The following is a 19,649-nucleotide window of genomic DNA, read 5'->3' on the forward strand; positions in this document are numbered from 1 at the left end:
TGAGGCCCCCGGAGCGCGCCGCCGTTCGCACGGGCCGGGTCAGCCGTTGGGGACGGTGTCCACGAAGGCCGTTCCCGCGGTCCGGTAGCCGCCGACCTTGGCGGCCACCTGGGCCGGGGTGAGGACCTGGTCCTTGACGTGCAGGACGTAGTCCACCTTCTGGTCGTAGGCGCGCGCGGTGGATCCCGGCTGTCCGTTGAGGTCGATCAGCCACTGGTTGAAGTTGATCGACATGCCCCGCTCGGGCAGGTACTTGGCGTCGTGGACGCCGAAGACCTGGCCGTCGACGTAGTAGGTGATGGCGTTGTTGTCGATGGTGAGCACCAGGTCGTGCCAGCCCGCGTAGCTCGTCCGGGCCTCGGAGTGCTGGTTGACGGCCACCCACGGGTCGGCCTGGTACGTCTCCCACGACGTGGTGTAGAGGATGTTCGCGGGCTCGCCCCAGCCGCCGTTGGGCAGGTACTCGAAGTCGTACTCCGAGTAGTCGTCGGCCAACGGGGCCTTGAGGTCGTTGATGGGGAAGAAGGTCTGCACGAGGTGGTCCCCGTCCGGGCCGTACTTCGGGGCGTCGGAGAACTTCACCCGCGCCGCGTACGTGCCGTTCTTGAACTTCATCGTCTTGGTGAGGATCTCGGTGTGCTTGGTGCTCTCGCCGGTGCCGGCCGTCGAGGTCTCCAGGTTCATGATGGTGTTGCCGCCCTCGGCGGCGAAGGTGACGTTCTCCGGTGCCCAGGTGGCGCCCGGGACGCCGGGGCCGCCGGCGTTGGAACGCACGCTCCAGCCGTGGGCCCCTATCGCCGGGTCGGTGGAGGAGGTGTACGTGAAATCGTCGAAGAGGGTGGCTCCGGCCGGTCCCGGGTCGGTCGGGGTCGGCGTGGGGCCCGTCGGCGTCGGGGTCGGGTCCGTCGGAGTCGGCGTCGGGTCGGGGACGTTGCCTCCGGGCGCGGTGCCCCAGACGGTGCCGGTGCCCAGCTTGGCGGTCACCTTGTCCCAGTCTCCGTACGCGGTGCGGGACGCGTCGAAGGAGTAGTCGTCGGACTGGCGCAGCGTCTGCCAGTCGGCGCGGTGGAAGCGCAGCTGCATGTCGCCGGTGTCGGCGCCCGGGGCGAGGCTGCCGGCGCCGCCGGTGAAGGCGATCTCCAGGTAACGGTCGGCGGTGGCCGTCGGGGTGGCCATGGTGTGGAAGGTGCCGGTGATGTTGGCGCAGCCCTTGACCGCCCAGGAACAGGCGAACCGGTACTGGGTGCTGGGGCTGTCCGCCTTGAAGTAGTAGCGGAAGCTGACCTGGCTCAGGGAGACGGTGCCGGAGCCGTTGTTGACCACCTTGAACCAGGGCTCCGCCTGGTCGGCGGTGGCCCCGGTCGCGCTGGTGCGGTACTGGACCTTGACGGAGTCGGCCGCCGCGTTGGCGGGCAGGGCCGTCAGGGCGGCCGAGCCGAGACCGGCGGTCAGGGCGATGGCCAGGGCCAGGGCCGTACGGCGCTTGCGCAGGGGGGTGCTGCTCGGGGTGTGGCGCGGGGCACGGGTCGGGGTGCTCATGCTGCGTTCCTCTCGGGGTGGGGGGAGGGAAGGGATCGGCCGCGCACGCCGAGGGCGGCGAGCCGGGTCTGGTGGTGGCCTTGGCGGCGCAGGAAGTCCGGCCAGTCGCGGTGCGCCGACCACGCGGTGTCGGCGAGGGCGCACAGCCGGGGGAAGGCCAGGTATTCGAGCTCGGCGGGGGTGCGCGCGTACTCGGTCCACAGCTGCGCCTGGGTGCCGAGGACGCGGCGCGCGGCCTCGGGCTCCCAGTGCGCGGGGGCGGGGTCGTTGTCGTAGACGCCGCGCAGGTCGAGCACGCCGCCGTCCTGGCCGCGCGGTTCGCCGGGGTCGGCGGACTGCGGGTAGTCGAGGTAGGTGGAGCGGTAGGGGGTCATGATCACGTCGTGGCCGCGCAGGGCGGCGGCCCGTCCGTGCTCCGCGTCGAGCCAGGCCAGGGCCGTGAAGGAGGCGGGCAGTTCGGTGCCGGTCCCGGTCCAGCCGAGCGGGCGGCGGCCGAGCCGGGCCAGGTGCGCGGCGACCTCGCCGAGGAACCAGCCGTGGAGCGCTCCGGGGCCGGCCAGGCCCTCGGCGGCGACCCGGGCGCGGGCGGCCGGGGAGCGTTCCCATTCCACGCGGGGGCATTCGTCACCGCCGAGGTGGACGTAGGGCCCGGGGAACACGTCCGCGACCTCGTCCAGCACGCCCCGGCAGAAGTCGAGCACGGCGTCGTGGACCCCGAAGACGTTCTCGCAGACCCCCCAGCGGGTCCACGTGTCCAGCCGGACGCCGGGCCGGTTGCCGAGTTCGGGGTAGGCGGCGAGGGCGGCGCGGGCGTGGCCGGGCATCTCGATCTCGGGTACCACGCTGACCCCGCGCCGGGCCGCGTAGGCGACGAGCCCGGCCAGTTCCGCGCGGGTGTAGGAGCCCTCGTGCGGGATCCCGTCGCCCTCGGTCTGGGCGCGGCGGCCGCCGGTCGCGGTGAGCCGGGGGTAGGCCTCGACCGGCATCCGCCAGCCCTGATCGTCGGTGAGGTGCAGGTGCAGGACGTTGAGCTTGTGCAGCGCGAGCAGGTCCACGAAGCGGCGTACGTAGGCCACGGGCTGGAAGTGACGGGCCACGTCCAGCAGGGCTCCGCGCCAGGCGAACCGCGGCCGGTCGGTGATCCGTACACAGGGCACCGACCAGCCGGCGGCGGGCGTACGGGGCTGCGCGCCCTCGGCGGCCAGCGCCTCGGGCGGCAGCAGCTGGCGCAGGGTCTGCACCCCGTGGAGCAGCCCCTCGGGGCGGGCGGCGCGCAGCAGGACGGAGTCGGGGCGGACGGTGAGGGCGTACCCCTCGGGGCCGAGGGACTCCTCCCCGGCGGGCGTGTCCCCGGGGGTCAGGAGCAGGGTGATCCGCCCGTCGGGGTCCGGGGCCAGCGGCAACCCGGTGGTGGGGGCGAGCAGTTCGCGCAGCAGGCCGGCCGCCGCCTCGGCGCCGGGTCCGGCGCGCAGTCCGGTGTTCCGGTCCAGGGTGAAGCGGCCCGGCAGGGCGGTGACCGAGTCGGGGCGCGGGACGAGCCCGAGGTCGGGGCGGAGGGAAGCGGCGGCGGCAGCGGCGGTCACGGTCTCGGAGATTCCTCACCTGGTCGTTCCGTCAACTCATCTACCGAGGCGTGGAGTTGACCAACTGACCAATTGGTTAGCTGAGTGGCTAGAAGGTGACACGACCCGAGTGCGCCGTCAACCCCGCACGGCCCGAATAATTTCGACGGACTCCTCGCGCCCCCGCCTCATCGAGTGGTTAGATGCACATGACCAGTTGGACAGGTGAGCAGAGAGAAGAGGGGGCGGGCCATGACGAAGGACGCAACCGACTCGCAAGGATCCGTACTCAAGCGCGAACGGGTCCGTGAGCACCTGCTGGGGCTCATCGACATCCGGCGGCCCGGCGACGCCATCCCCTCCGAACGCACCCTGTGCGCCACCCTGGAGGTCTCCCGCCCCACCCTGCGCGCGGCGGTGGACGAGCTCGTGGCCACGGGGCTGCTCGTGCGCGAGCACGGGCGCGGGATGTTCGTCGCCCCCGCCAAGATCACGCAGGAACTGGCCGCCGACGAGGCGGCCTTCGCGATGCGGCAGGCGTCCGGCCACTGGTCCAGCCGGGTCCTGGAGCACTCCACCGTCCAGGCGGGCGCCCGGATCGGCCGCCGGCTGCGCATCTCCCCCGGTGCGAGCCTGCTCTACATCGCCCGGCTGCGGCTGGTGGACGGCGCCCCGATGGCCATCGAGCACCTGCACATTCCGGCCGACCTGGTACCGGCCCTGACCCCGGCGGAGCTAGAGGCCGGGGACCTCTACGAGCACCTGCGCGACCACCACGGCGTGTACGTGCACGAGGCGCAGCAGTCCATCGAGCCGACGGTGGTGAACGAGGGGGAGGCGGGACTGCTGGACGTCCCGCTGCTCTCCCCCGCCCTGCTCATCGAGCGGCTGACCACCGACTCCACCGGCCGGCCCGTGGAGTACGTGCACTCCGTGTACCGCGGCGACCGCTACCGGATCGTCTCGCGCCTGGCCCTCGGGGTGTCCCCGGGAGCCGGCCGGCCGGGCGGCCACCACCCGGGGATCCCGCCGGGCGACCTCGGCCGCCGGGCGGTCATCACCTCCACCACCACCGGGGACGTCCACACCAGCACGTGACGGTCCCGCACGGGTCGGTACCACACGTGACGGTCCCGGACGGGTCGCTCCCGCACGGGCCGGCACCACACGTGACGGTCCCGCACGGGCCGCTCCCGCACGGGCCGGTCCTCCAACGGTCGGTCAGACGCGGACGAAGACCGCCTTGAGGTCGTGGGCCTTGTCCATCGTGACGTTGACCTGGGCCGAGGTGATCGCGTAGCGCTGCCCGTCGAGCTCCCACGCGGCGATCCGGTACCCGCGCGGCGGGGTGGCCGTCACCTTGATCGAGGTCCCCGGCCGGTACGGGCCCCAGGTGTCGGGGCGCAGTCCCTCGCCCAGGGTCAGGGCGTGGCGCTGGCGCGGCTGCGCGGGGGCGCGGTAGCCGGCGATGACCGGAGCGGTGATCCGCGCGACGGCCGCGTTGTTGTTGTAGGCGTCGCCGAGCGGCTGGCCGTCCCAGGTGTTCTCGGTGTTCGAGTACTGGTTGACGGCCGTGCAGGGACCGCCGCAGGCCGAGGAGTAGGCCATCAGCGTGTGGTGGCGGCGATCGGGCGTGATGTAGCCGGTGCTGTAGGGAGTGGTCAGGTAGGGCCGGTAGTCCTCGCCGCCCATCTGCTCGTCCAGGGTGGCCCGGTCGTGCCACAGCCCGAGGTTGTGGCCCACCTCGTGGCCGAAGTTGTACCAGAGCGCCACGGTCCGGTAGTCGACGACCGAGTACGCCTGGTCGTCGGTCTTCTCGCTCGGCGGCTGCGGGAGGTTGCCCTGTCCGCTGCTCGTTCCGTTCGGGACCTCGATCATCAGGGAGACCAGGTCCGCGCCGTACTTCTCGCGCAGCGCGGCGGCCGGGGCGCCCAGCCGGGGCTCCCTCGGGTTGGAGATCAGGCCGTGGACGACCGGCGCGGTCTCCTGGTCCGCCGGCGCGTAGTAGTTCGCCTTGTAGGTGGCCACGATGTCCACGCTCGCCTTGATGTTGCTGTCGGCGAAGGCGTGGTTGATGCTCGTCTCGGCGAAGGCGATCCGCGCGAGCATCGCCTCCTCTCCGCCCATGCCCCACTCGGCGCGGGGGGTGTAGCCGACCACCATGTCGATGACGACCGGCCCGGCGGACGCGGCGCGGGTCATCAGCTGCCTGCGGGCCTCCGCGATGACCGCGGGGTCGGGGTTCTCGTACTGCGGGTCCGCGTCGTCCTGCGCGGGCTTGACGTGGAGGCCGGGGTCCTCCTCCGTGATCAGCAGCCGGCCCGGTTCGTTGCGGGGCTGCGCGATGCGGTAGGCCCGCTCGCCCAGGTCGAAGAGGGCGTCCACGCCGACGGCGTCCGGTGCGGCTCCGGGGTCGCAGACTCCGGTGGTCGACAGCACCACCCGGCGGTGCACTCCGGGCCCGACCGGGTGCCCGTCGACCTTGACGACCTCACCGCTCCACTTGACGGCTCCCCCCGCCGGGTCGCGCTCGACACCGGACTCCACGACCTCGATGGAGGTGTCGGAGAACGGCCTGAAGGTGTGTCGGCGCGGGGTGCCGAAGGGCTGGTCCGTGCACAGCCAGCGGTAGTCGGCCAGGTCGAGGTCGATGGTGCGGCTGCGCAGCACGTGGCCTGGCGGCGGGGGCTCGGCCGCCGGGTGCGCGGGCGCGGCGGCCAGGGCGGGCGGCAGGCCGAGGGCGGTGGCGGAGAGGGCGGCGAGCAAGCCGGTGGCCAGGCCGAGACGAGAGATGATCATGCGCGTACGAACGCACCTCCACACCGGCCCGGTCCACGCCGACACCCGCTCCCGCGACCGCGTCACCCGGCCACCCCGCCCCGGCTCACCCCGACGGGCCCGGTGGGCACCGGTCGGGCCCTACGTGACGCGGAAGCCGATGGCGGCCGGCGACCGGTCGAAGGTCAGCCGGTCCCAGGTGGGGAAGACGAGATCGGTGACGGCGAGCAGCCGGCCGGCGGCGTCGTGCAGGGTGCGGCGTACGGAGAGCCCGCCGGGGGGCGCGGCCTGCGGCGAGTTGGTCCGGGTCATGGTGATGGTCTCGGCGACCCGGCCGGCCCGCGCGGCCCCCTCCAGCCAGTGGTGCAGGGGCCCCAGGTCCTCGTCCCGGACGCCCGCCACCAAGCGGTCCCGGTAGCGGGCCAGTTCGGGGGTCCGGACGACGGTGCGGGGACAGAGGTACGTCACCGCGTGCCGCCGGGTCTGGCCCGTCGGGCCGCTCTCGCGGTGGTGGTGGACCAGGGTCTGCTCCCCGCCCCGCATGCCGAGCTGCTCGGCGAGCGCCGGAGCCAGGGTGACGAGGGTGAGCCACGCCTGGTCGGTGACCCCGGCGGGCGTCGTCTCCGGCGGGGCCGCCGGGACCGCCGGCGCGGGGGCGAAGACCGGGGTCGGGTCCGGGGCCGGGTCCGGGACCGGGACCGGGACCGGAGCCTGGGCCGGAGCCCGGGCCGGTTGGCCGGCCGGGACCGCCGGGCGGGTGCCGCGCCGGCCGGTGACGACGAGGCCGTCCTGCCTCAGGTGCTGGAGGGCGGCCCGGATGGTCTGCCGGTTGACCTCGTAGCGTGCGGCGAGGCTGCGCTCGGAGGGCAGCCGGGCGCCGGGGGTGAGTGCGGTGAGGTCGAGCTCGCGCCGCAACGCTGCGGCGATCCGCTGGTACTTGGGCATGGCGGCCGGGCCGCCGCCCCGCGAAGGGGAGGGCATGGCTTCTCCTCTGACGGGAGGTCAAGGACTGCGCGGTCTGCTCGACCAACGTAGCATTGGTCTATACCTGTCGGTGAGAGGGGATCCGTTATCCGGACCCTGTTTGGCCGGAACCGCACGCTCCCTCAGGGCCGCAGCGGGTTGGGAAGCGGCAGGTAGCGGGAGTCGGCGCCGTCGGCGCGGGTCCAGCGCAGCAGCAGGTTGGTCTTGGCCGGGAGACTCGGGGCGGCCAGCAGGGCGGCGATCTCGGGAAGGTCGTGGGCGGCGCCGAAGCGCCGGAACTCCGCGCGGGCGGCGGGCCACAGGTCCCCGGCCGCCTCCGGGTGGCTCTGCGCGAGCGCGCCCGCGACCTCGGTCAGGTGGTTGACCACCAGGCAGTAGACGAGGCGCTGCCAGGCGGCCTCCCGGTCCAGGTCCGGGAGGAGCTTCACGCCCTCGGCGTCCCGGAAGAGGGCCTGCGCGGGCACGCCCTGGGCGTCGACGGCGACCAGGGTGTTCTGGAGGTGCGCTTCCAGGACCACGCCGTGCCGGGCGAAGAGGTGCAGCACGGGAGGCACCACCTGGCGCAGGTACGCCCGCCACCACCCGGCAGGGTCGGCCGTTGCCGCCAGCGGGCTGCCCGGATACCCCTCCGCCAGCGCGGCCGCGAGCAGGGGTGTGACGCCGGGCTCCGCGTGCGCGGCCAGCCCGTCGCGGACCAGTACGGCGAGCTCCTCGAAGGCGAAGGAGGCCGTCCGGTACCCCCGGTCGGGCAGCCAGGCCGCACTCGACCCGGACCGGCGCAGTTCCGCGAAGCCCGCCTCGACCGCCGCGTCCGTGCGGCGCAGTTTCAGCAGGTCGTGCCGCCACAGCCTGCGCACGTCGTTGGTGATCCGCACGTCGAGGCTGAACTTCACGAACAGATCGCCGGCGGCGGCGCCCGCCGTGCCCGCGGCGTCTGCGCCACGGCCACTACCGCTGCCGCTGCCGCTGCCGGGAACGTACAGGGTCCGGATCGAGGCGGTCGGCCAGACCGGCACCCGCCCGGCGCCCAGCGACAGCAGTCTCCCGTCCGCGAGGGCCTCGCGGACCGCGGGCCGGCCCGCGACCAGGTCGAGCTGCCAGGGGTGGGCGGGCAGCAGCCGGTAGCCGGCCGGGGCGCGCGGCCCTCCCAGCGCCTCCGCGAGCGAGTCGACCGCGGCGGCCGCGGCCGGTCCGCCCTCCTCGGCGACCTGGTCCTCGCGCACGCCCAGGAAGGCCAGCGGGAAACGGGCGTACGCCTCGGGGGCGTACGGCAGCCAGCCGTTGGCCGGACCGCCGCCCCGGGCCTTGGGGGCCGGGTGATGGGGGTGTCCCATGACCAGGGACTGTTCGGACCGGACGTACGGGTCCGCCGGCGGCGGCGTGGCCGCGCGGGCGGCCAGCAGCGCGGCGATGGTCTCGCGGCTGTCGGCGATCTCGACCGGGAGCTCGTCGTTGGACACGCCGGTGTACTGGCGCAGTTCGTCGGAGACGAGTTTGACCAGCTCGGTATGGGTGAGCGGATGCCAGCCGGCCCCGGTCTCCAGCTCGGGCCGCTCGGGCCTGCGTCCCGCACGCACCCGCAGCGACCGCCCGCTGCCCGACAGCCGGTACGCGCACCAGCCGTCCCCCTCGGAACCCCCCGGCCCGGCGAGCGGGACCGGCTCTGCGGCCTCCCGCAGGAGGCAGTTCAGGAGCGGGGCCGCCGCATAGGCGTCGGCGGCGGCGTTGTCGGTGGCGTTGAGGTCCACGGATTCCATTCGGTACGTCCAGAGCGCCGGAAGTGCGCGGGGGCGTACGACCGGCCGTGATCTTCAGTATCCGCGATGATGAAGTGATCATCACGTCATCCGAGAGGACCGGGGCCCTGGATCCCAGCATGCACCTCCCCGCCACCGCGGCCGAAGAGGCCGTCGCCGCCGAGCTCGCCGCGCTGTCCGAAACCGGTCCCGCGGGACCGGGCCGACCCGCGGGTCCGGGCAGACTCGCCGGACCGGGCGGACCCGCCGGACCGCATGGACCCGCCGGCACGTACCCCGGCAGCCTCGGGTCCGCCTACGCCGCCGCGCTCCCCGGCGCGCGGGCCGCCGTACTGACCCGGCTGTGGCGGGCGTTCGCCTTCGAGCCGCTGCCGTGGATCACCCGCCGGGAGCGGGGTTCCGGTTCGCTCGCGCTCCGGCTCGCCTCCGGCTCCCGGCTGGAGGGCCCCCTTCCCGACCCGTACGCGACGACCTTCTCCGCGGCCCGCGCCTCCGCGCCGCCCGTGGCCGAGCTGCTGCTCGACGGCCGCCCCTACCGGCGGGCCGCCGCGCTGGTGGCGGCGCTCGGGCTGCCGTACGGGGAGGAGTTCGCCGCCGAGCTCGACGAGAGCACGGCCTCCCTCGCCCTGTCCCGGGCCGGCCAGCCGACCGGCCCGGACGACGCCGCGGACCTCGCCGCCTGGGAGTGGGAGCAGCGGGTGGTGGACGGCCATCCGTACCACCCCAACTGCCGCTCCCGCCCCGGTTTCACGGTGGCCGAGCAGCTCGCCTACGGACCCGAGCACCGGCCGGTGGTCACCCTCGGGCTGGCCGTCGTACGGGCCGCGGAGTGCCGGGTGACCGGCGATTGGCCCGACCGGTGGCGGGAGGCCGGGCGGATCCTCGTACCGGTCCACCCCTGGCAGGCGGAGCACGTGGTCAAACAGGGGGCAGCTCAGGAAAGCGGGCACGAGCTGCGGCCCGGGCCCGCCGCGCACCCGCTGATGGCCCTGCGCACCCTCTCTCCCGCCGACGGCGGACCTCACGTCAAGACCGCGCTCAGCACCCGCCTCACCTCCTCCGTGCGGGACATCTCCGTCTACTCCATCGAGACGGCCGCCGCCGTATCCGGCTTCGCCCAGAGCCTGTCCGAGCGGCTCGACGGCCGCCTGCACATCACCCGCACCCTGGGCGCCGTCACCGCCGGCACCCCGGACCTGGCCGCCGTGCTCCGCGAGCCGCCCGAGGCGTACGCGGACCGGGGCGCGGGCGAGCGCGTCCTGCCCGTGGCCGCCCTGGCGCTGACCCCGTACGTGCGCTCCGACACCTGGCGGGCCGGTTTCGCCCGCCTCGCGCTGTCCGTCTGCCTGCGGGTCCTGGATCTCGGGGTGGCCCTGGAGGCCCACGGCCAGAACCTGCTGGTCGTGCTGTCCGCCGAGGGCGCCCCGCTGCGGCTCGTGTACCGCGACCTCGCCGACATCCGGATCAGCCCGGCCCGCCTCGCCCGCCACGGCCTGCCGGCGCCACCTCTGTCGGGCCGGCTGATCACCGATGACGTGACCCTGTTGCGCCGCAAGCTCTTCGGTTCGCTGGTGGCGGGGGCGCTCGGCTCCACGGCCGGTTCGGCCGCCGCGCTCGCCGCGGACCTGGCGGCGGCCGCGCCCGGCCTGCCCGCCACGGCCGACACCCGGGCGCTGCTGACCGGACCGCTGCCGACCAAGGCGCTGACCCTGATGCGGCTGAGCCCGGGGGTGCCTGGCGATCAGTGGGCCGAGCTGGACAATCCGCTGACCGGGGGCTGAGTTCGGGGCTCCGGCGGGCTACTGTCCGGGGGCATGGCATCGACTTCGCACCTGAACTCCGTCCGGTCGTCCTACGACGCCGTCGCCGCCGACTACGCCGCGCTGCTGACCGGAGAGCTGGAGGGCAAACCGCTGGACCGGGCGATGCTGGCCGCCTTCGCGGAGTGCGTGCGCGGGGACGGGCCCGGCGCCGGCCGGGCGGTCGCGGACCTGGGCTGCGGACCGGGCCGGGTGACGGCGCACCTCGACGGCCTGGGGGTACGGGCCTTCGGGGTAGACCTGTCCCCCGCGATGGTGGCGGTGGCCCGCCGGACGTATCCGGGGCTGCGCTTCGAGGTCGGCTCGATGGCCGCGCTGGACATCGCCGACGGGGTGCTGGGCGGGGTGCTGGCCTGGTACTCCACCGTGCACACCCCGCCCTCCGGGCTCCCCGCGCTGTTCGCCGAGTTCGCCCGGGTCCTGGCCCCCGGGCGGGTACCTGCTGATCGCGTTCAAGGCGGGCGACCGGCAGCTCCGGCTGGAACACGCCTACGGGCATCCCGTGGACCTCGACGTGTACTGGACACCGCCCGAGCTGATCAGCGGGCTGCTGGCCGGGGCGGGCCTGACCGAGACAGCCCGCCTGATCCGGGAACCGGACGCCACGGAGAAGTCCCCGCAGGGCTTCCTGCTGGCCCGCCGGGCGGGCTGACCGCGGGGCGGGGGCCCGGACGGAGGCCCGGACGGAGGTCGAGCCGAAGACCCGTACGGAAGCTCGAACGGAAACCCGTACGGAAACCCGGCCGAAGCCACCCGCAGCCGCCCCGGCATGGGCCGTTCGGGGGGCAAGCCCGCCCCCATGGGCCCGCCTTCGCCCCGAACGGGCAAGGCGGTGGCAGGAAGGAGGGATGAGCCTCCACCGCCGCCAGGTCCTCGCGGGAGCCGCCACGGGCGTCCTCGCCTCGATCGGCGCGGCGGCCCCTACGACGGCCCGCACGACGGCCCGCACGACGCCCCGTACGACGACCCGCCGCGCGGACCCGGACTACGGGGCGCTGGCCCGGGCCCTCGACGGCCGGGTGGTGACGGCCGGCGACGGGGACTACGACGAGGCACGGCAGCTGTTCCAGCCCCGCTACGACACGGTCCGGCCGGGCGCCGTGGCCTACCCCGCGCACCCGGGGGACGTGGCCGCCTGTCTGGACTTCGCCCGGCGCTCGGCCGTCCCCGTGGTGCCGCGCGGCGGCGGCCACGGCTACGCGGGCTGGTCCACCCGCGAGGCCGGACTCGTCATCGACACGTCCGCCATGGCGGACGTGGCCGCGGAGTCCGGGACCGGGGTCCGGGTCGGTGCGGGCGCCCGCCTCGGGGAGGTGAACTCCGTCCTCGCCGCGCGGGGCCTGGCCGTCCCGACGGGGCTGTGCCCTTCCGTCGGCATCGCCGGTCTCACCCTCGGCGGCGGGCTCGGCCTCTCCTCCCGCTCCTGGGGCGCCACCTCCGACCGGCTCACGGGGGTGAGCCTCGTGACCCCCGACGGGACGCTCCGCGAAGTCGCCGCCGACCGCGAGCCCGACCTGTTCTGGGCCCTGCGCGGCGGTGGGGGCGGCAACTTCGGGGTGGTCACCGGCTTCCGCTTCCGCACCCACCCGGTCTCCGACTGCGCCTTCGCGGAACTGCGCTGGTCGGCCGCAGACTCCCCCGCCGTCCTGCGCGGGTGGCAGCGCTGGCTGGAGGCGCTGCCCGATCCGTTCTGGAGCCAGGTGGAGTTCACCGTGGACGGCGGCCCGGTGGGCGCCCCGGCGCTGCGGGTGCTCTGCCTGGACGGCGGACGCGCGGAGCTGGAACGGCAGCTGACCCGGCTGTCCGACCTGGTGGGCGCCCCGCCCCGGGACTCGTGGAGCGTCGTACGCGGCTACGCGGACACCGTCCGGGCGATGGCCGGCTGCCTGGACCGGAGCCCCGCCGAATGCCGCCTGCCGGGCACCCTCCCGGGACACGATCCGCGGGGGCGGCTCGGCCGTGCCTCCTACGCCGCCCGGTCCGACTTCTGGGCCCCGGACGGGCTGACCGAAGCGGCCGCCTCGGCGGTACTGGCCGCCCTGCGGCGCTACGCCGGGAGCGTGCCGCGCGGCGGGTTCGGCGTGGTGCAGTTCGACGGGGTCTGCGGCGGAGCCCTCAACCGGATCCCGGCGCGGGCCACCGCCTTCGCGCACCGCACGGCCGGGTTCCTCGCCCAGTACCTCATCTACTGGCCCGGCCCGGCCACGGCCGCCGACATCGGCCGCCACCAGGGCTGGCTCGACGGGCTCTGGCAGGACCTGCGGCCCTGGGCGGGCGGAGCCGCGTACCAGAACTACGCCGATCCGAGACTGACCGGCTGGCGCGAGGCCTACTACGGGCCGAACCTGGCCCGCCTCGAAGAGGTCCGCCGCCGCTACGACCCGGACCGGCTGCTGCGCTTCCCCCAAGCCGTATAGCCCCAGCTCCCAGCCCCTCGCTCTCCCTGCCCATCCCCGAAGAAGGAGACGGACATGCGACGTACGTTGACGGTGGCGGCGGCCACGGCCGCCCTGCTGCTGCCCGGCGGGCCCCTGCCCGAGGCCGAGGCCGGCACCGCCCCGGCGCAGGCCGCGGCGCAGGCCCCGGCCAAGGCCCCCGCCACCGAGCGGTGGTCGGCCCGGGAGGCCGAGTCGTTCTGGACTCCCGACCGGATGGCGTCCGCGGTCCCCATCAGCCGGGGCGGCGCCCCGGCCGCGGTGGACGGGACCGGCCGGGACTTCGACGGCATCCCGGTCGTCGGCCGGATGTTCGTCATGAAGGGCGGCGGCGCGTACTTCTGCACCGCGAGCGTGGTCGCCTCCCCCGGCCGCGACATGGTGCTCAGCGCGGCGCACTGCCTGCTCGGTACGGACGCCCGGCAGGTGGCGTTCGTACCGCAGTACACGGCCCAGAACCCCCAGCCGTACGGGATGTTCCCGGTCCTGCGCGACGCGGCCGGCCGCTCCAAGGTGTGGATCGACCCGCGCTACCGGCAGCTCGGCGCCGACAAGGGCGCCGCCCTCGACGTGGCCTTCGCCCAGGTCGGCCCGGACGCCGACGGCTACCCCGTGGAGGACGTGGTCGGCGGGAACCGGCTGGTCACCGGCGCCCCGTACGCGCACAAGCAGGTCTCGCTGATCGGCTATCCGGCCTCCGCCGCCCGGCCCCGGCTGTGCGTGAACCGGACGACGAAGTTCACCAGCACCGATCCGGGGATCCCCGGATCGTTCCTGCGGATCGACTGCACCGGCTACCCGGGCGGCACCAGCGGCGGCCCGTTCCTGACCGGCTTCGACGAGCGGACCGAGACCGGCGACGTGGTCGGGGTGATCGGCGGCTGGAAGACGGGCGGGGACACCCCCGACACCTCCTACAGCTCCTACTTCGGCGCCGACATCAGGAAGTTGTACGAGAAGGCTCTCGCCGGGGCGCGGGTGGCGTGAGCACCCGCACCCAGCGGGTGCGGCGCGGGTTGCCCACCGTCCTCGGCGTCGCCGGCAGCCCCTCCGCGCTCAGCGGTTCGGCGGGCGCGAGGCCGAACTGCCGGCGCAGGTCCGCGAGGGCGGTGTGCACGGGCCCGAGGATGACCTCGGCCCGCGGATGGGCGTGCGCGAGGGCGTGCGCGACCGTCTCGATGGCCTCGGCGGCGTCCTCGGCGGCGCCCCGGCTCCACCCTCCGGGGGCGGTCCGCCCCCAGGGCGCGAGGGTGTCGTAGAGGTGGCAGGCGGCATCGGCCACGGCGTCGGCCTGTTCACCGACGCCGGGCGCCGCGATCGTCGGGAGCTCCATACCCGCTCAACGAGCGGAGCCCGCCCGGGGAACGAAGGCGGCCCGGACGGCCCGGGTCACGGGGAGAGCGCCTGCAGCCAGAGCGGCAGCAGCAGGAGGCAGACCAGGGAACTCTTGATCACGACGGCGGCTGAGAGGTCGACGCCCACGTCGTAGCGCTGGGCGAAGATGAACAGGTTCTGGGGCGTCGGCATCGCGGCGATCAGCACGAGGTACGTGAGCCACTCGCCCCGGACCCCGAACAGCGCCCCGCACACCGCCCACGCCAGCAGCGGGAAGACCACGCACTTGAAGCCGATGAGCGCCAGCTCCTCGCGGGTGGTCCCCCGGACGTCGAGGCCGATGCCGCCGAGGTGCAGTCCGAGGGCGAAGAGGGCCACCGGGGAGGCGCTGTCGCCGACGAAGGCGGCCCCGTCCAGGACCACCTCCGGGACGTGCACGGAGAGCAGGTTGAGCAGGATCCCCGCGTTGCAGGCGAGGACCAGCGGGGTGACGAGCGAGGCGCTGACGGCGCGTCCCAGGCGCCGGGCGGGGCCGCCGCCGGAGCCGGGGCCGGTGCGGCCCAGTTCCATGATGGCGATGACGACGAGCGACAGCACGCAGACCTGGAAGAGCAGCACCGGGAAGATCGGCGCCGCCGTGCCGAAGAAGGTGATGAACACGGGGACGGCGAAGTAGGCGGTGTTGACCTGGACCCCGGCCATCACGCGCAGCGCCACGGCCCGGGGGTCGCGCAGTCCGGCTGCCGCCGAGACGGCGGCCACCGCCGCGACCGCGAGGGCGGCGGCGGCCGCGTAGCCGCCGATGGCCCGCCAGTCGAAGAGGGCGGAGAGGTCCGCCGCGTAGATGTTGCCGAACAGGTAGCACGGGACCGCGAAGAGGAACGCGTAGTCGGCGAAGGCCTTGGAGGCCTCGGCGGGGACCACCTTGCGCCGCGCGAGGAACACGCCGACGCCGAAGGCCAGCGCCACCGGGATCAGTTTCTCCAGCGCGGCCGCCCCGCCCATGCGTACCCGCTCCCCGCCGTTCAGTGATCTTCCGAGCCGGGCGCAGTCTATGCCGAGCCGGTGCGGCGCCTTGAGCGGGCTTGACCCTGACGTGCGGGTCAGGGTTTAGCTTCGGCGCACCCACCCGCCCCGGCCAGGCGGCGGCCGTCCGCGCCGTCGCCGGCCGCGCCGCTTCGAGGAGCCTCCATGGCCACGGCCGCCCTGCCCCGTACCGCACGCGAGATCCGGCTCGCCGACCGCCGCGAAGGGCCGCCCGAGGGGCCGCGCCTCGCCGTCGTCGAGGTACCGGTGCCGGTGCCAGGTCCGGGCCGGGTGCTCGTCCGCAACCGCCACTTCCTGGTGTTCCCCGGGCTGCTCACCCTGATCGGCGGCGCGGCCGAGGGGCTGCCGCTGCCCCCGCTGCGCACCGGCGACACGCTGTTCGGGCCGGCCGTCGGCGAGGTGGTGGCCGCCCCGGCCGGCAGCCCGCTGCGCCCGGGCACGCTCGTCTCGCACCTGCTCGGCTGGCGGGAGTACGCCTTGGTGGACGCCGCCGACTGCACCCCGCTGGACGACACCCTGCCCGATCCGGTGGCGTACCTCGCCCAGGGCTCGGCCCCGTACGGCGCGCTGACCCGGCTCACCGGGGTCCGGCCCGGGGACACCGTTCTGGTCACCGGAGCGGCCGGCGCGGTCGGGACCCTCGCCGGCCAGACGGCGCGGCTGCTGGGCGCGGGCCGGGTGATCTGCACCACCGGCTCCCCGGAGAAGGCCGACCGGCTGGTCGCGGAGCTCGGCTACGACGCGGTCCTGCTGCGGGGCGCCGGGCGGCCCTTCGCGGAGCAGCTCGCCGGGGCGGCGCCCGGGGGGATCGACGTACTCGTGGACACGGTGGGCGGTGAGCAGTTGTCCGCCGCCCTCGGCGCCGCCCGGCAGGGCGCCCGCTTCGCACTGGTCGGCGCGCTCTCCGGCCAGTTGGCGCCGGGTCGGTCCGGGGGCGAGGCCCCGGTGGAGGTCGACTCGTTCCGCCTGGTCGTCAGGGGCGTCTCGGTGCGCGGGTACCTCGGTACGGAGCATCCTGACGTGGAGGAAGAGTGGACCGCCCGCTTCGGGGCCTGGCTGCGCTCCGGGGAGATCCGTTTCCCGCACGTGCGGATCCCGGGCATCGATCGCGCCCCGCAGGCGTTGGGGGAGTTGACCGGGGGACGGCACTTCGGCGCCGTGGTGGTGGAATTGCCGGAGTAGTCCGGCCGCGCGGGCGGTGCGGTGCGGTGCCGGGCCTCGCGGCGGGGCGGGGCGTGGCGTGGCGTGCGGTACGACTGTGCCGCGTGGCGTGGGGAACACGGAGGTGGCGCGGGATGCGGATCGGTGACGCGGCGGCGGCAGCGGGGACCACGCCCCGGGCGCTGCGGTTCTACGAGCAGCGCGGACTCCTCGCCCCGCAGGGCCGCAGCCCCTCCGGGCAGCGGGAGTACGGGCCCGGGGACGTGGACAGGATCCGGATCATCCGGGATCTGCTGGCTCACGGATTCACCGTCGAGGACCTGTGCGGCGTGGCCGACCGGCTCCACCTGCTCGCGGCCGATCCGCCGCCGAGCTGCGGCTCCGGCGGCGGGGTCGTCGGGCACCGGCTCTCCGTGCTCGACGCGGAGATCGAGCGACTCACGCGCTTGCGCGAGGCCCTCGCCCGGCGGGCAGGGTTCGACGGCTCCGCCGACGCCCCGGAGGCGGAGCCGGACCCGGCAACCGTGCCGGTACCGCGTCCTGTGGCGGTCCAGTCCCCGGATCCGCTTCCGGACCCGGGCGGCCGGTGAGTTCCGGCCGGGGGCCCGGCCGGCCTCGGACGCATACGCTGGGCCGATCATGAGCGAGCGCGCCCGATCCCGATTCCGATCCCTCTTCCGAGCCCGACCCGGATCCCGGTCCCCGTCGGTATCGCCGCATGGATCCCTGTCCGGGTCCCCATCTGGGTCCCCATCCGGGTCTCCGTCCGAACCGCGGCCCGGGTCCCCGTCCGAACCCCGGCCCGGATCCCCGTCCGAACCCCAGCCCGGATCCCCGTCCGAACCCCAGCCCGGATCCCCGTCCGAACCCCAGCCCGGATCCCCGTCCGAACCCCAGCCCGGATCCCCGTCCGAACCCCAGCCCGGATCCCCGTCCGAACCCCAGCCCGGATCCCCGTCCGAACCCCAGCCCGGATCCCCGTCCGAACCCCAGCCCGGATCCCCGTCCGAACCCCAGCCCGGATCCCCGTCCGAACCCCAGCCCGGATCCCCGTCCGAACCCCAGCCCGGATCCCCGTCCGAACCCCAGCCCGGATCCCCGTCCGAACCCCAGCCCGGATCCCCGTCCGAACCCCAGCCCGGATCCCCGTCCGAACCCCAGCCCGGATCCCCGTCCGAACCCCAGCCCGGATCCCCGTCCGAACCCCAGCCCGAGTCCCCGTCCGGACCGCCGCCCCGGTCCGCGCCGGTCGGCCCGGGCACCGCCCCCGCCCCGCGAGGGCCCCGCGCGCCCGGGCGGTTCGCGGTGGCGCTGCGCACCCCCGCGCGGGCCGCCGAACCGCTGCTCGCGCAGGCGCCCGAGGCCTGGCAGCGGCTGTTGCCGTACGCCGTGACCGCCGTGTGCGTGATGACGCTGCTGCCGGTGACGATCGCGGTGCTGACCAACGACTACAAGGCGGGCGGCGGCTGGGCCGGGGCGCTGGGCGTGGCCCAGACCCTGCCGCTGCTGCTCGCCGTGACCCGGCCGCTGCCCGCGTGGGGGATGGTGCTGGTCGCGGACGTCATCGGGGCCGCCGTACTGACCCAGGCCGACCGGGTGGCCGGGCACGCCTGGCCCTGGACGCCGATGGCGATCATCGGCTACCTGGTGCTGATGGCCTGCCTGGGACTGCGCGAGTCCATCCGGACCCTGGTCGGGGTGTGGCTGGCGACCGGCGTGGCCGGGGCGCTGCTGAGCGCCTTCGGGCCGGACGGCGTGACCAACACCGTCGCCCTGCTGTTCGTACTGGCCGGGGTGGTCCTCGCGCTGACGGGAGCGCTGCGCGGGCTCGGCGACGCGCGCCAGAAGATCGCCGAGCAGGAGAGCATCAGCGAAGCCGAGCGGTCCCGGCGCACCTTGCTGGAGGAACGGGCCCGGATCGCGCGGGAGTTGCACGACGTGGTGGCCCACCACATGTCGGTGATCACGGTCCAGGCGGATTCGGCGCCGTACCGGCTGCCCGGCATGGCGGAGCCGGTGCGGGAGGAGTTCGCGGCGATCGCGTCGAGCGCGCGCGAATCGCTGGGCGAGATGCGGCGGCTGCTGACGGTGCTGCGCGGGGACGAGGCGAACGGCGCCGACCGGACCCCGCAGCCGGGCCTCGGCCGGTTGCAGCAGCTGGTGGAGGCGACCGTACGGGCCGGGCAGCCGGTGGAGTTGGCACTGGCCGCGGGCGCGGCCGGGGCGGCGCCGCCGGCCGTGGACCTGTCGGCGTACCGGATCGTCCAGGAGGCGCTGGCCAATGTGGTGCGGCACGCGCCGGGCGCCGCGACGCGGGTCTCGGTGACCTTCGACGAGGAGGAGCTCCTGGTGCTGGTGGTCAACGGCCCGGCGCGGGACGCGGTGGTGGCGGTGGAGACTTCGGGCACCGGGCACGGGCTGGTGGGGATGCGGGAGCGCGTACGGTTGACGGGCGGGACGCTGGACATCGGTCCGCTGCCCGACGGCGGCTTCCGGGTCGCCGCCCGCATGCCCATCAACACCGCTCCCGAGGAACCAAGTTGACCATCCGCGTGATCATCGTCGACGACCAGGCCATGGTGCGGGCGGGTTTCGCCGCGCTGTTGTCGGCGCAGGCCGACATCGACGTCGTGGGTGAGGCGCCCGACGGACGCCAGGGGATCCAGGTCTCCCGCACCGTCCACCCCGACGTGGTGCTGATGGACGTGCGGATGCCGGAGATGGACGGGCTCAGTGCCGCGCGCGAGCTCCTCGATCCCCCGCCGGGGGTGGTGCACCGGCCGAAGGTGCTGATGCTGACCACCTTCGACATCGACGACTACGTGTACGAGGCCCTGCGCGCGGGGGCCTCCGGCTTCCTGCTGAAGGACGCCCCGCCGGCCGATCTGATCGCGGCGGTACGGGTGGTCGCCTCGGGCGAGGCGCTGCTGGCTCCGTCGGTGACGCGGCGGCTGATCGCGGACTTCGTCGAGCGGCGCCCCGCGCCGCGCCGGGACCCGGCGCTGCGGCTGAACGGGCTGACCCCGCGGGAGACCGAGGTGCTGGAACTGATCGCGCGCGGGCTGTCCAACCAGGAGATCGCCGGTCATCTGGTGGTCGCGGAGCAGACGGTCAAGACCCACATCGGGCGGGTGCTGGGCAAGCTGGACCTCCGGGACCGGGCCCAGGCCGTGATCTTCGCCTACGAGGCGGGGCTGGTGCGTCCGGGCGACGGCGGCTGATCCCCCCGCT

15 protein-coding genes and 1 pseudogene are annotated in these 19,649 nt (G+C 74.9%); 9 read left to right on the top strand and 7 right to left on the bottom strand.

The window, feature by feature from the left end:
* Positions 1–39 precede the first annotated feature (39 nt).
* Both OHA37_RS02535 and OHA37_RS02540 read right to left on the bottom strand, forming a co-directional pair.
* On the bottom strand, positions 40–1,539 hold the full coding sequence (locus OHA37_RS02535) for a cellulose binding domain-containing protein (protein WP_266901973.1): 1,500 nt from the start codon (positions 1,537–1,539) through the stop codon (positions 40–42).
* Entirely contained in the window at positions 1,536–3,122 is a 1,587-nt protein-coding gene (locus tag OHA37_RS02540) for a beta-N-acetylhexosaminidase (RefSeq protein WP_266901975.1), read from the bottom strand. The genes OHA37_RS02535 and OHA37_RS02540 overlap by 4 nt, the downstream gene beginning before the upstream one ends.
* A 231-nt stretch (positions 3,123–3,353) precedes the next feature.
* Between OHA37_RS02540 and OHA37_RS02545 the strand changes: the two genes are divergently transcribed.
* Positions 3,354–4,199, top strand: a complete 846-nt coding sequence (locus tag OHA37_RS02545; protein ID WP_266901977.1) for a GntR family transcriptional regulator — start codon at positions 3,354–3,356, stop codon at positions 4,197–4,199.
* Positions 4,200–4,322: 123 nt separating this feature from the next.
* Here OHA37_RS02545 and OHA37_RS02550 read toward each other — a convergent pair whose 3' ends face one another.
* From OHA37_RS02550 to OHA37_RS02560, 3 genes are all read right to left on the bottom strand, one after another.
* Complete coding sequence (locus OHA37_RS02550; protein ID WP_266901979.1) at positions 4,323–5,900, bottom strand: M12 family metallo-peptidase; 1,578 nt, start codon at positions 5,898–5,900, stop codon at positions 4,323–4,325.
* Between the two features lie 120 nt (positions 5,901–6,020).
* Positions 6,021–6,860, bottom strand: a complete 840-nt coding sequence (locus OHA37_RS02555; protein WP_266901981.1) for a GntR family transcriptional regulator — start codon at positions 6,858–6,860, stop codon at positions 6,021–6,023.
* A gap of 125 nt (positions 6,861–6,985) precedes the next feature.
* The gene (locus OHA37_RS02560; RefSeq protein ID WP_266901983.1) at positions 6,986–8,620 is read right to left on the bottom strand and encodes an IucA/IucC family protein; all 1,635 of its coding nucleotides are present in this window, start codon (positions 8,618–8,620) and stop codon (positions 6,986–6,988) included.
* Positions 8,621–8,739: 119 nt separating this feature from the next.
* On the opposite strand from OHA37_RS02560, the gene OHA37_RS02565 reads away from it, so the two are divergent.
* The 4 genes and pseudogenes from OHA37_RS02565 to OHA37_RS02580 all read left to right on the top strand — a co-directional run bounded on the left by OHA37_RS02565 (position 8,740) and on the right by OHA37_RS02580 (position 13,862).
* Positions 8,740–10,401: an IucA/IucC family siderophore biosynthesis protein gene (locus OHA37_RS02565; RefSeq protein ID WP_266901985.1), complete on the top strand. Its 1,662-nt coding sequence runs from the start codon at positions 8,740–8,742 to the stop codon at positions 10,399–10,401.
* Positions 10,402–10,434: 33 nt separating this feature from the next.
* Positions 10,435–11,092, top strand: a pseudogene (locus OHA37_RS02570) (class I SAM-dependent methyltransferase).
* Positions 11,093–11,288: 196 nt separating this feature from the next.
* A complete protein-coding gene (locus tag OHA37_RS02575; RefSeq protein ID WP_266901987.1) occupies positions 11,289–12,857 on the top strand; it encodes an FAD-binding oxidoreductase in 1,569 nt (522 codons plus the stop codon).
* A 54-nt stretch (positions 12,858–12,911) separates the two neighbouring features.
* Entirely contained in the window at positions 12,912–13,862 is a 951-nt protein-coding gene (locus tag OHA37_RS02580) for a trypsin-like peptidase domain-containing protein (RefSeq protein WP_266901989.1), read from the top strand.
* On the opposite strand, the gene OHA37_RS02585 is transcribed toward OHA37_RS02580, so the two are convergent.
* Both OHA37_RS02585 and OHA37_RS02590 read right to left on the bottom strand, forming a co-directional pair.
* Positions 13,816–14,208: a hypothetical protein gene (locus OHA37_RS02585; RefSeq protein ID WP_266901991.1), complete on the bottom strand. Its 393-nt coding sequence runs from the start codon at positions 14,206–14,208 to the stop codon at positions 13,816–13,818. The two genes, OHA37_RS02580 and OHA37_RS02585, sit on opposite strands and share 47 nt — an antisense overlap.
* 56 nt (positions 14,209–14,264) lie before the next feature.
* Positions 14,265–15,215 carry an AEC family transporter gene (locus OHA37_RS02590; RefSeq protein ID WP_266901993.1) on the bottom strand — a complete coding sequence of 317 codons (951 nt, stop codon included), beginning with the start codon at positions 15,213–15,215 and terminating at the stop codon, positions 14,265–14,267.
* Positions 15,216–15,401: 186 nt separating this feature from the next.
* On the opposite strand from OHA37_RS02590, the gene OHA37_RS02595 reads away from it, so the two are divergent.
* The 4 genes from OHA37_RS02595 (at position 15,402) to OHA37_RS02610 (ending at position 19,639) form a co-directional block, all read left to right on the top strand.
* Positions 15,402–16,439 carry an MDR family NADP-dependent oxidoreductase gene (locus tag OHA37_RS02595; RefSeq protein WP_266901995.1) on the top strand — a complete coding sequence of 346 codons (1,038 nt, stop codon included), beginning with the start codon at positions 15,402–15,404 and terminating at the stop codon, positions 16,437–16,439.
* A gap of 113 nt (positions 16,440–16,552) precedes the next feature.
* On the top strand, positions 16,553–17,008 hold the full coding sequence (locus tag OHA37_RS02600; RefSeq protein ID WP_266901997.1) for a MerR family transcriptional regulator: 456 nt from the start codon (positions 16,553–16,555) through the stop codon (positions 17,006–17,008).
* 715 nt (positions 17,009–17,723) lie between these two features.
* On the top strand, positions 17,724–18,962 hold the full coding sequence (locus OHA37_RS02605; RefSeq protein ID WP_266901999.1) for a sensor histidine kinase: 1,239 nt from the start codon (positions 17,724–17,726) through the stop codon (positions 18,960–18,962).
* Positions 18,959–19,639 carry a response regulator gene (locus OHA37_RS02610; protein ID WP_266883770.1) on the top strand — a complete coding sequence of 227 codons (681 nt, stop codon included), beginning with the start codon at positions 18,959–18,961 and terminating at the stop codon, positions 19,637–19,639. The genes OHA37_RS02605 and OHA37_RS02610 overlap by 4 nt, the downstream gene beginning before the upstream one ends.
* Positions 19,640–19,649 lie beyond the last annotated feature (10 nt).

Origin of the sequence: Streptomyces sp. NBC_00335 (genome assembly GCF_036127095.1) — a bacterium.
Lineage (GTDB): Bacteria > Actinomycetota > Actinomycetes > Streptomycetales > Streptomycetaceae > Streptomyces.

Coding starts and splice junctions, on each gene's coding strand:
- OHA37_RS02535 (WP_266901973.1), bottom strand. CDS start 1,539: ATGAGCACCCCGACCCGTGCCCCGCGCCACACCCCGAGCAGCACCCCC.
- OHA37_RS02545 (WP_266901977.1), top strand. CDS start 3,354: ATGACGAAGGACGCAACCGACTCGCAAGGATCCGTACTCAAGCGCGAA.
- OHA37_RS02550 (WP_266901979.1), bottom strand. CDS start 5,900: ATGATCATCTCTCGTCTCGGCCTGGCCACCGGCTTGCTCGCCGCCCTC.
- OHA37_RS02555 (WP_266901981.1), bottom strand. CDS start 6,860: ATGCCCTCCCCTTCGCGGGGCGGCGGCCCGGCCGCCATGCCCAAGTAC.
- OHA37_RS02560 (WP_266901983.1), bottom strand. CDS start 8,620: ATGGAATCCGTGGACCTCAACGCCACCGACAACGCCGCCGCCGACGCC.
- OHA37_RS02565 (WP_266901985.1), top strand. CDS start 8,740: ATGCACCTCCCCGCCACCGCGGCCGAAGAGGCCGTCGCCGCCGAGCTC.
- OHA37_RS02575 (WP_266901987.1), top strand. CDS start 11,289: ATGAGCCTCCACCGCCGCCAGGTCCTCGCGGGAGCCGCCACGGGCGTC.
- OHA37_RS02580 (WP_266901989.1), top strand. CDS start 12,912: ATGCGACGTACGTTGACGGTGGCGGCGGCCACGGCCGCCCTGCTGCTG.
- OHA37_RS02585 (WP_266901991.1), bottom strand. CDS start 14,208: ATGGAGCTCCCGACGATCGCGGCGCCCGGCGTCGGTGAACAGGCCGAC.
- OHA37_RS02590 (WP_266901993.1), bottom strand. CDS start 15,215: ATGGGCGGGGCGGCCGCGCTGGAGAAACTGATCCCGGTGGCGCTGGCC.
- OHA37_RS02595 (WP_266901995.1), top strand. CDS start 15,402: ATGGCCACGGCCGCCCTGCCCCGTACCGCACGCGAGATCCGGCTCGCC.
- OHA37_RS02600 (WP_266901997.1), top strand. CDS start 16,553: ATGCGGATCGGTGACGCGGCGGCGGCAGCGGGGACCACGCCCCGGGCG.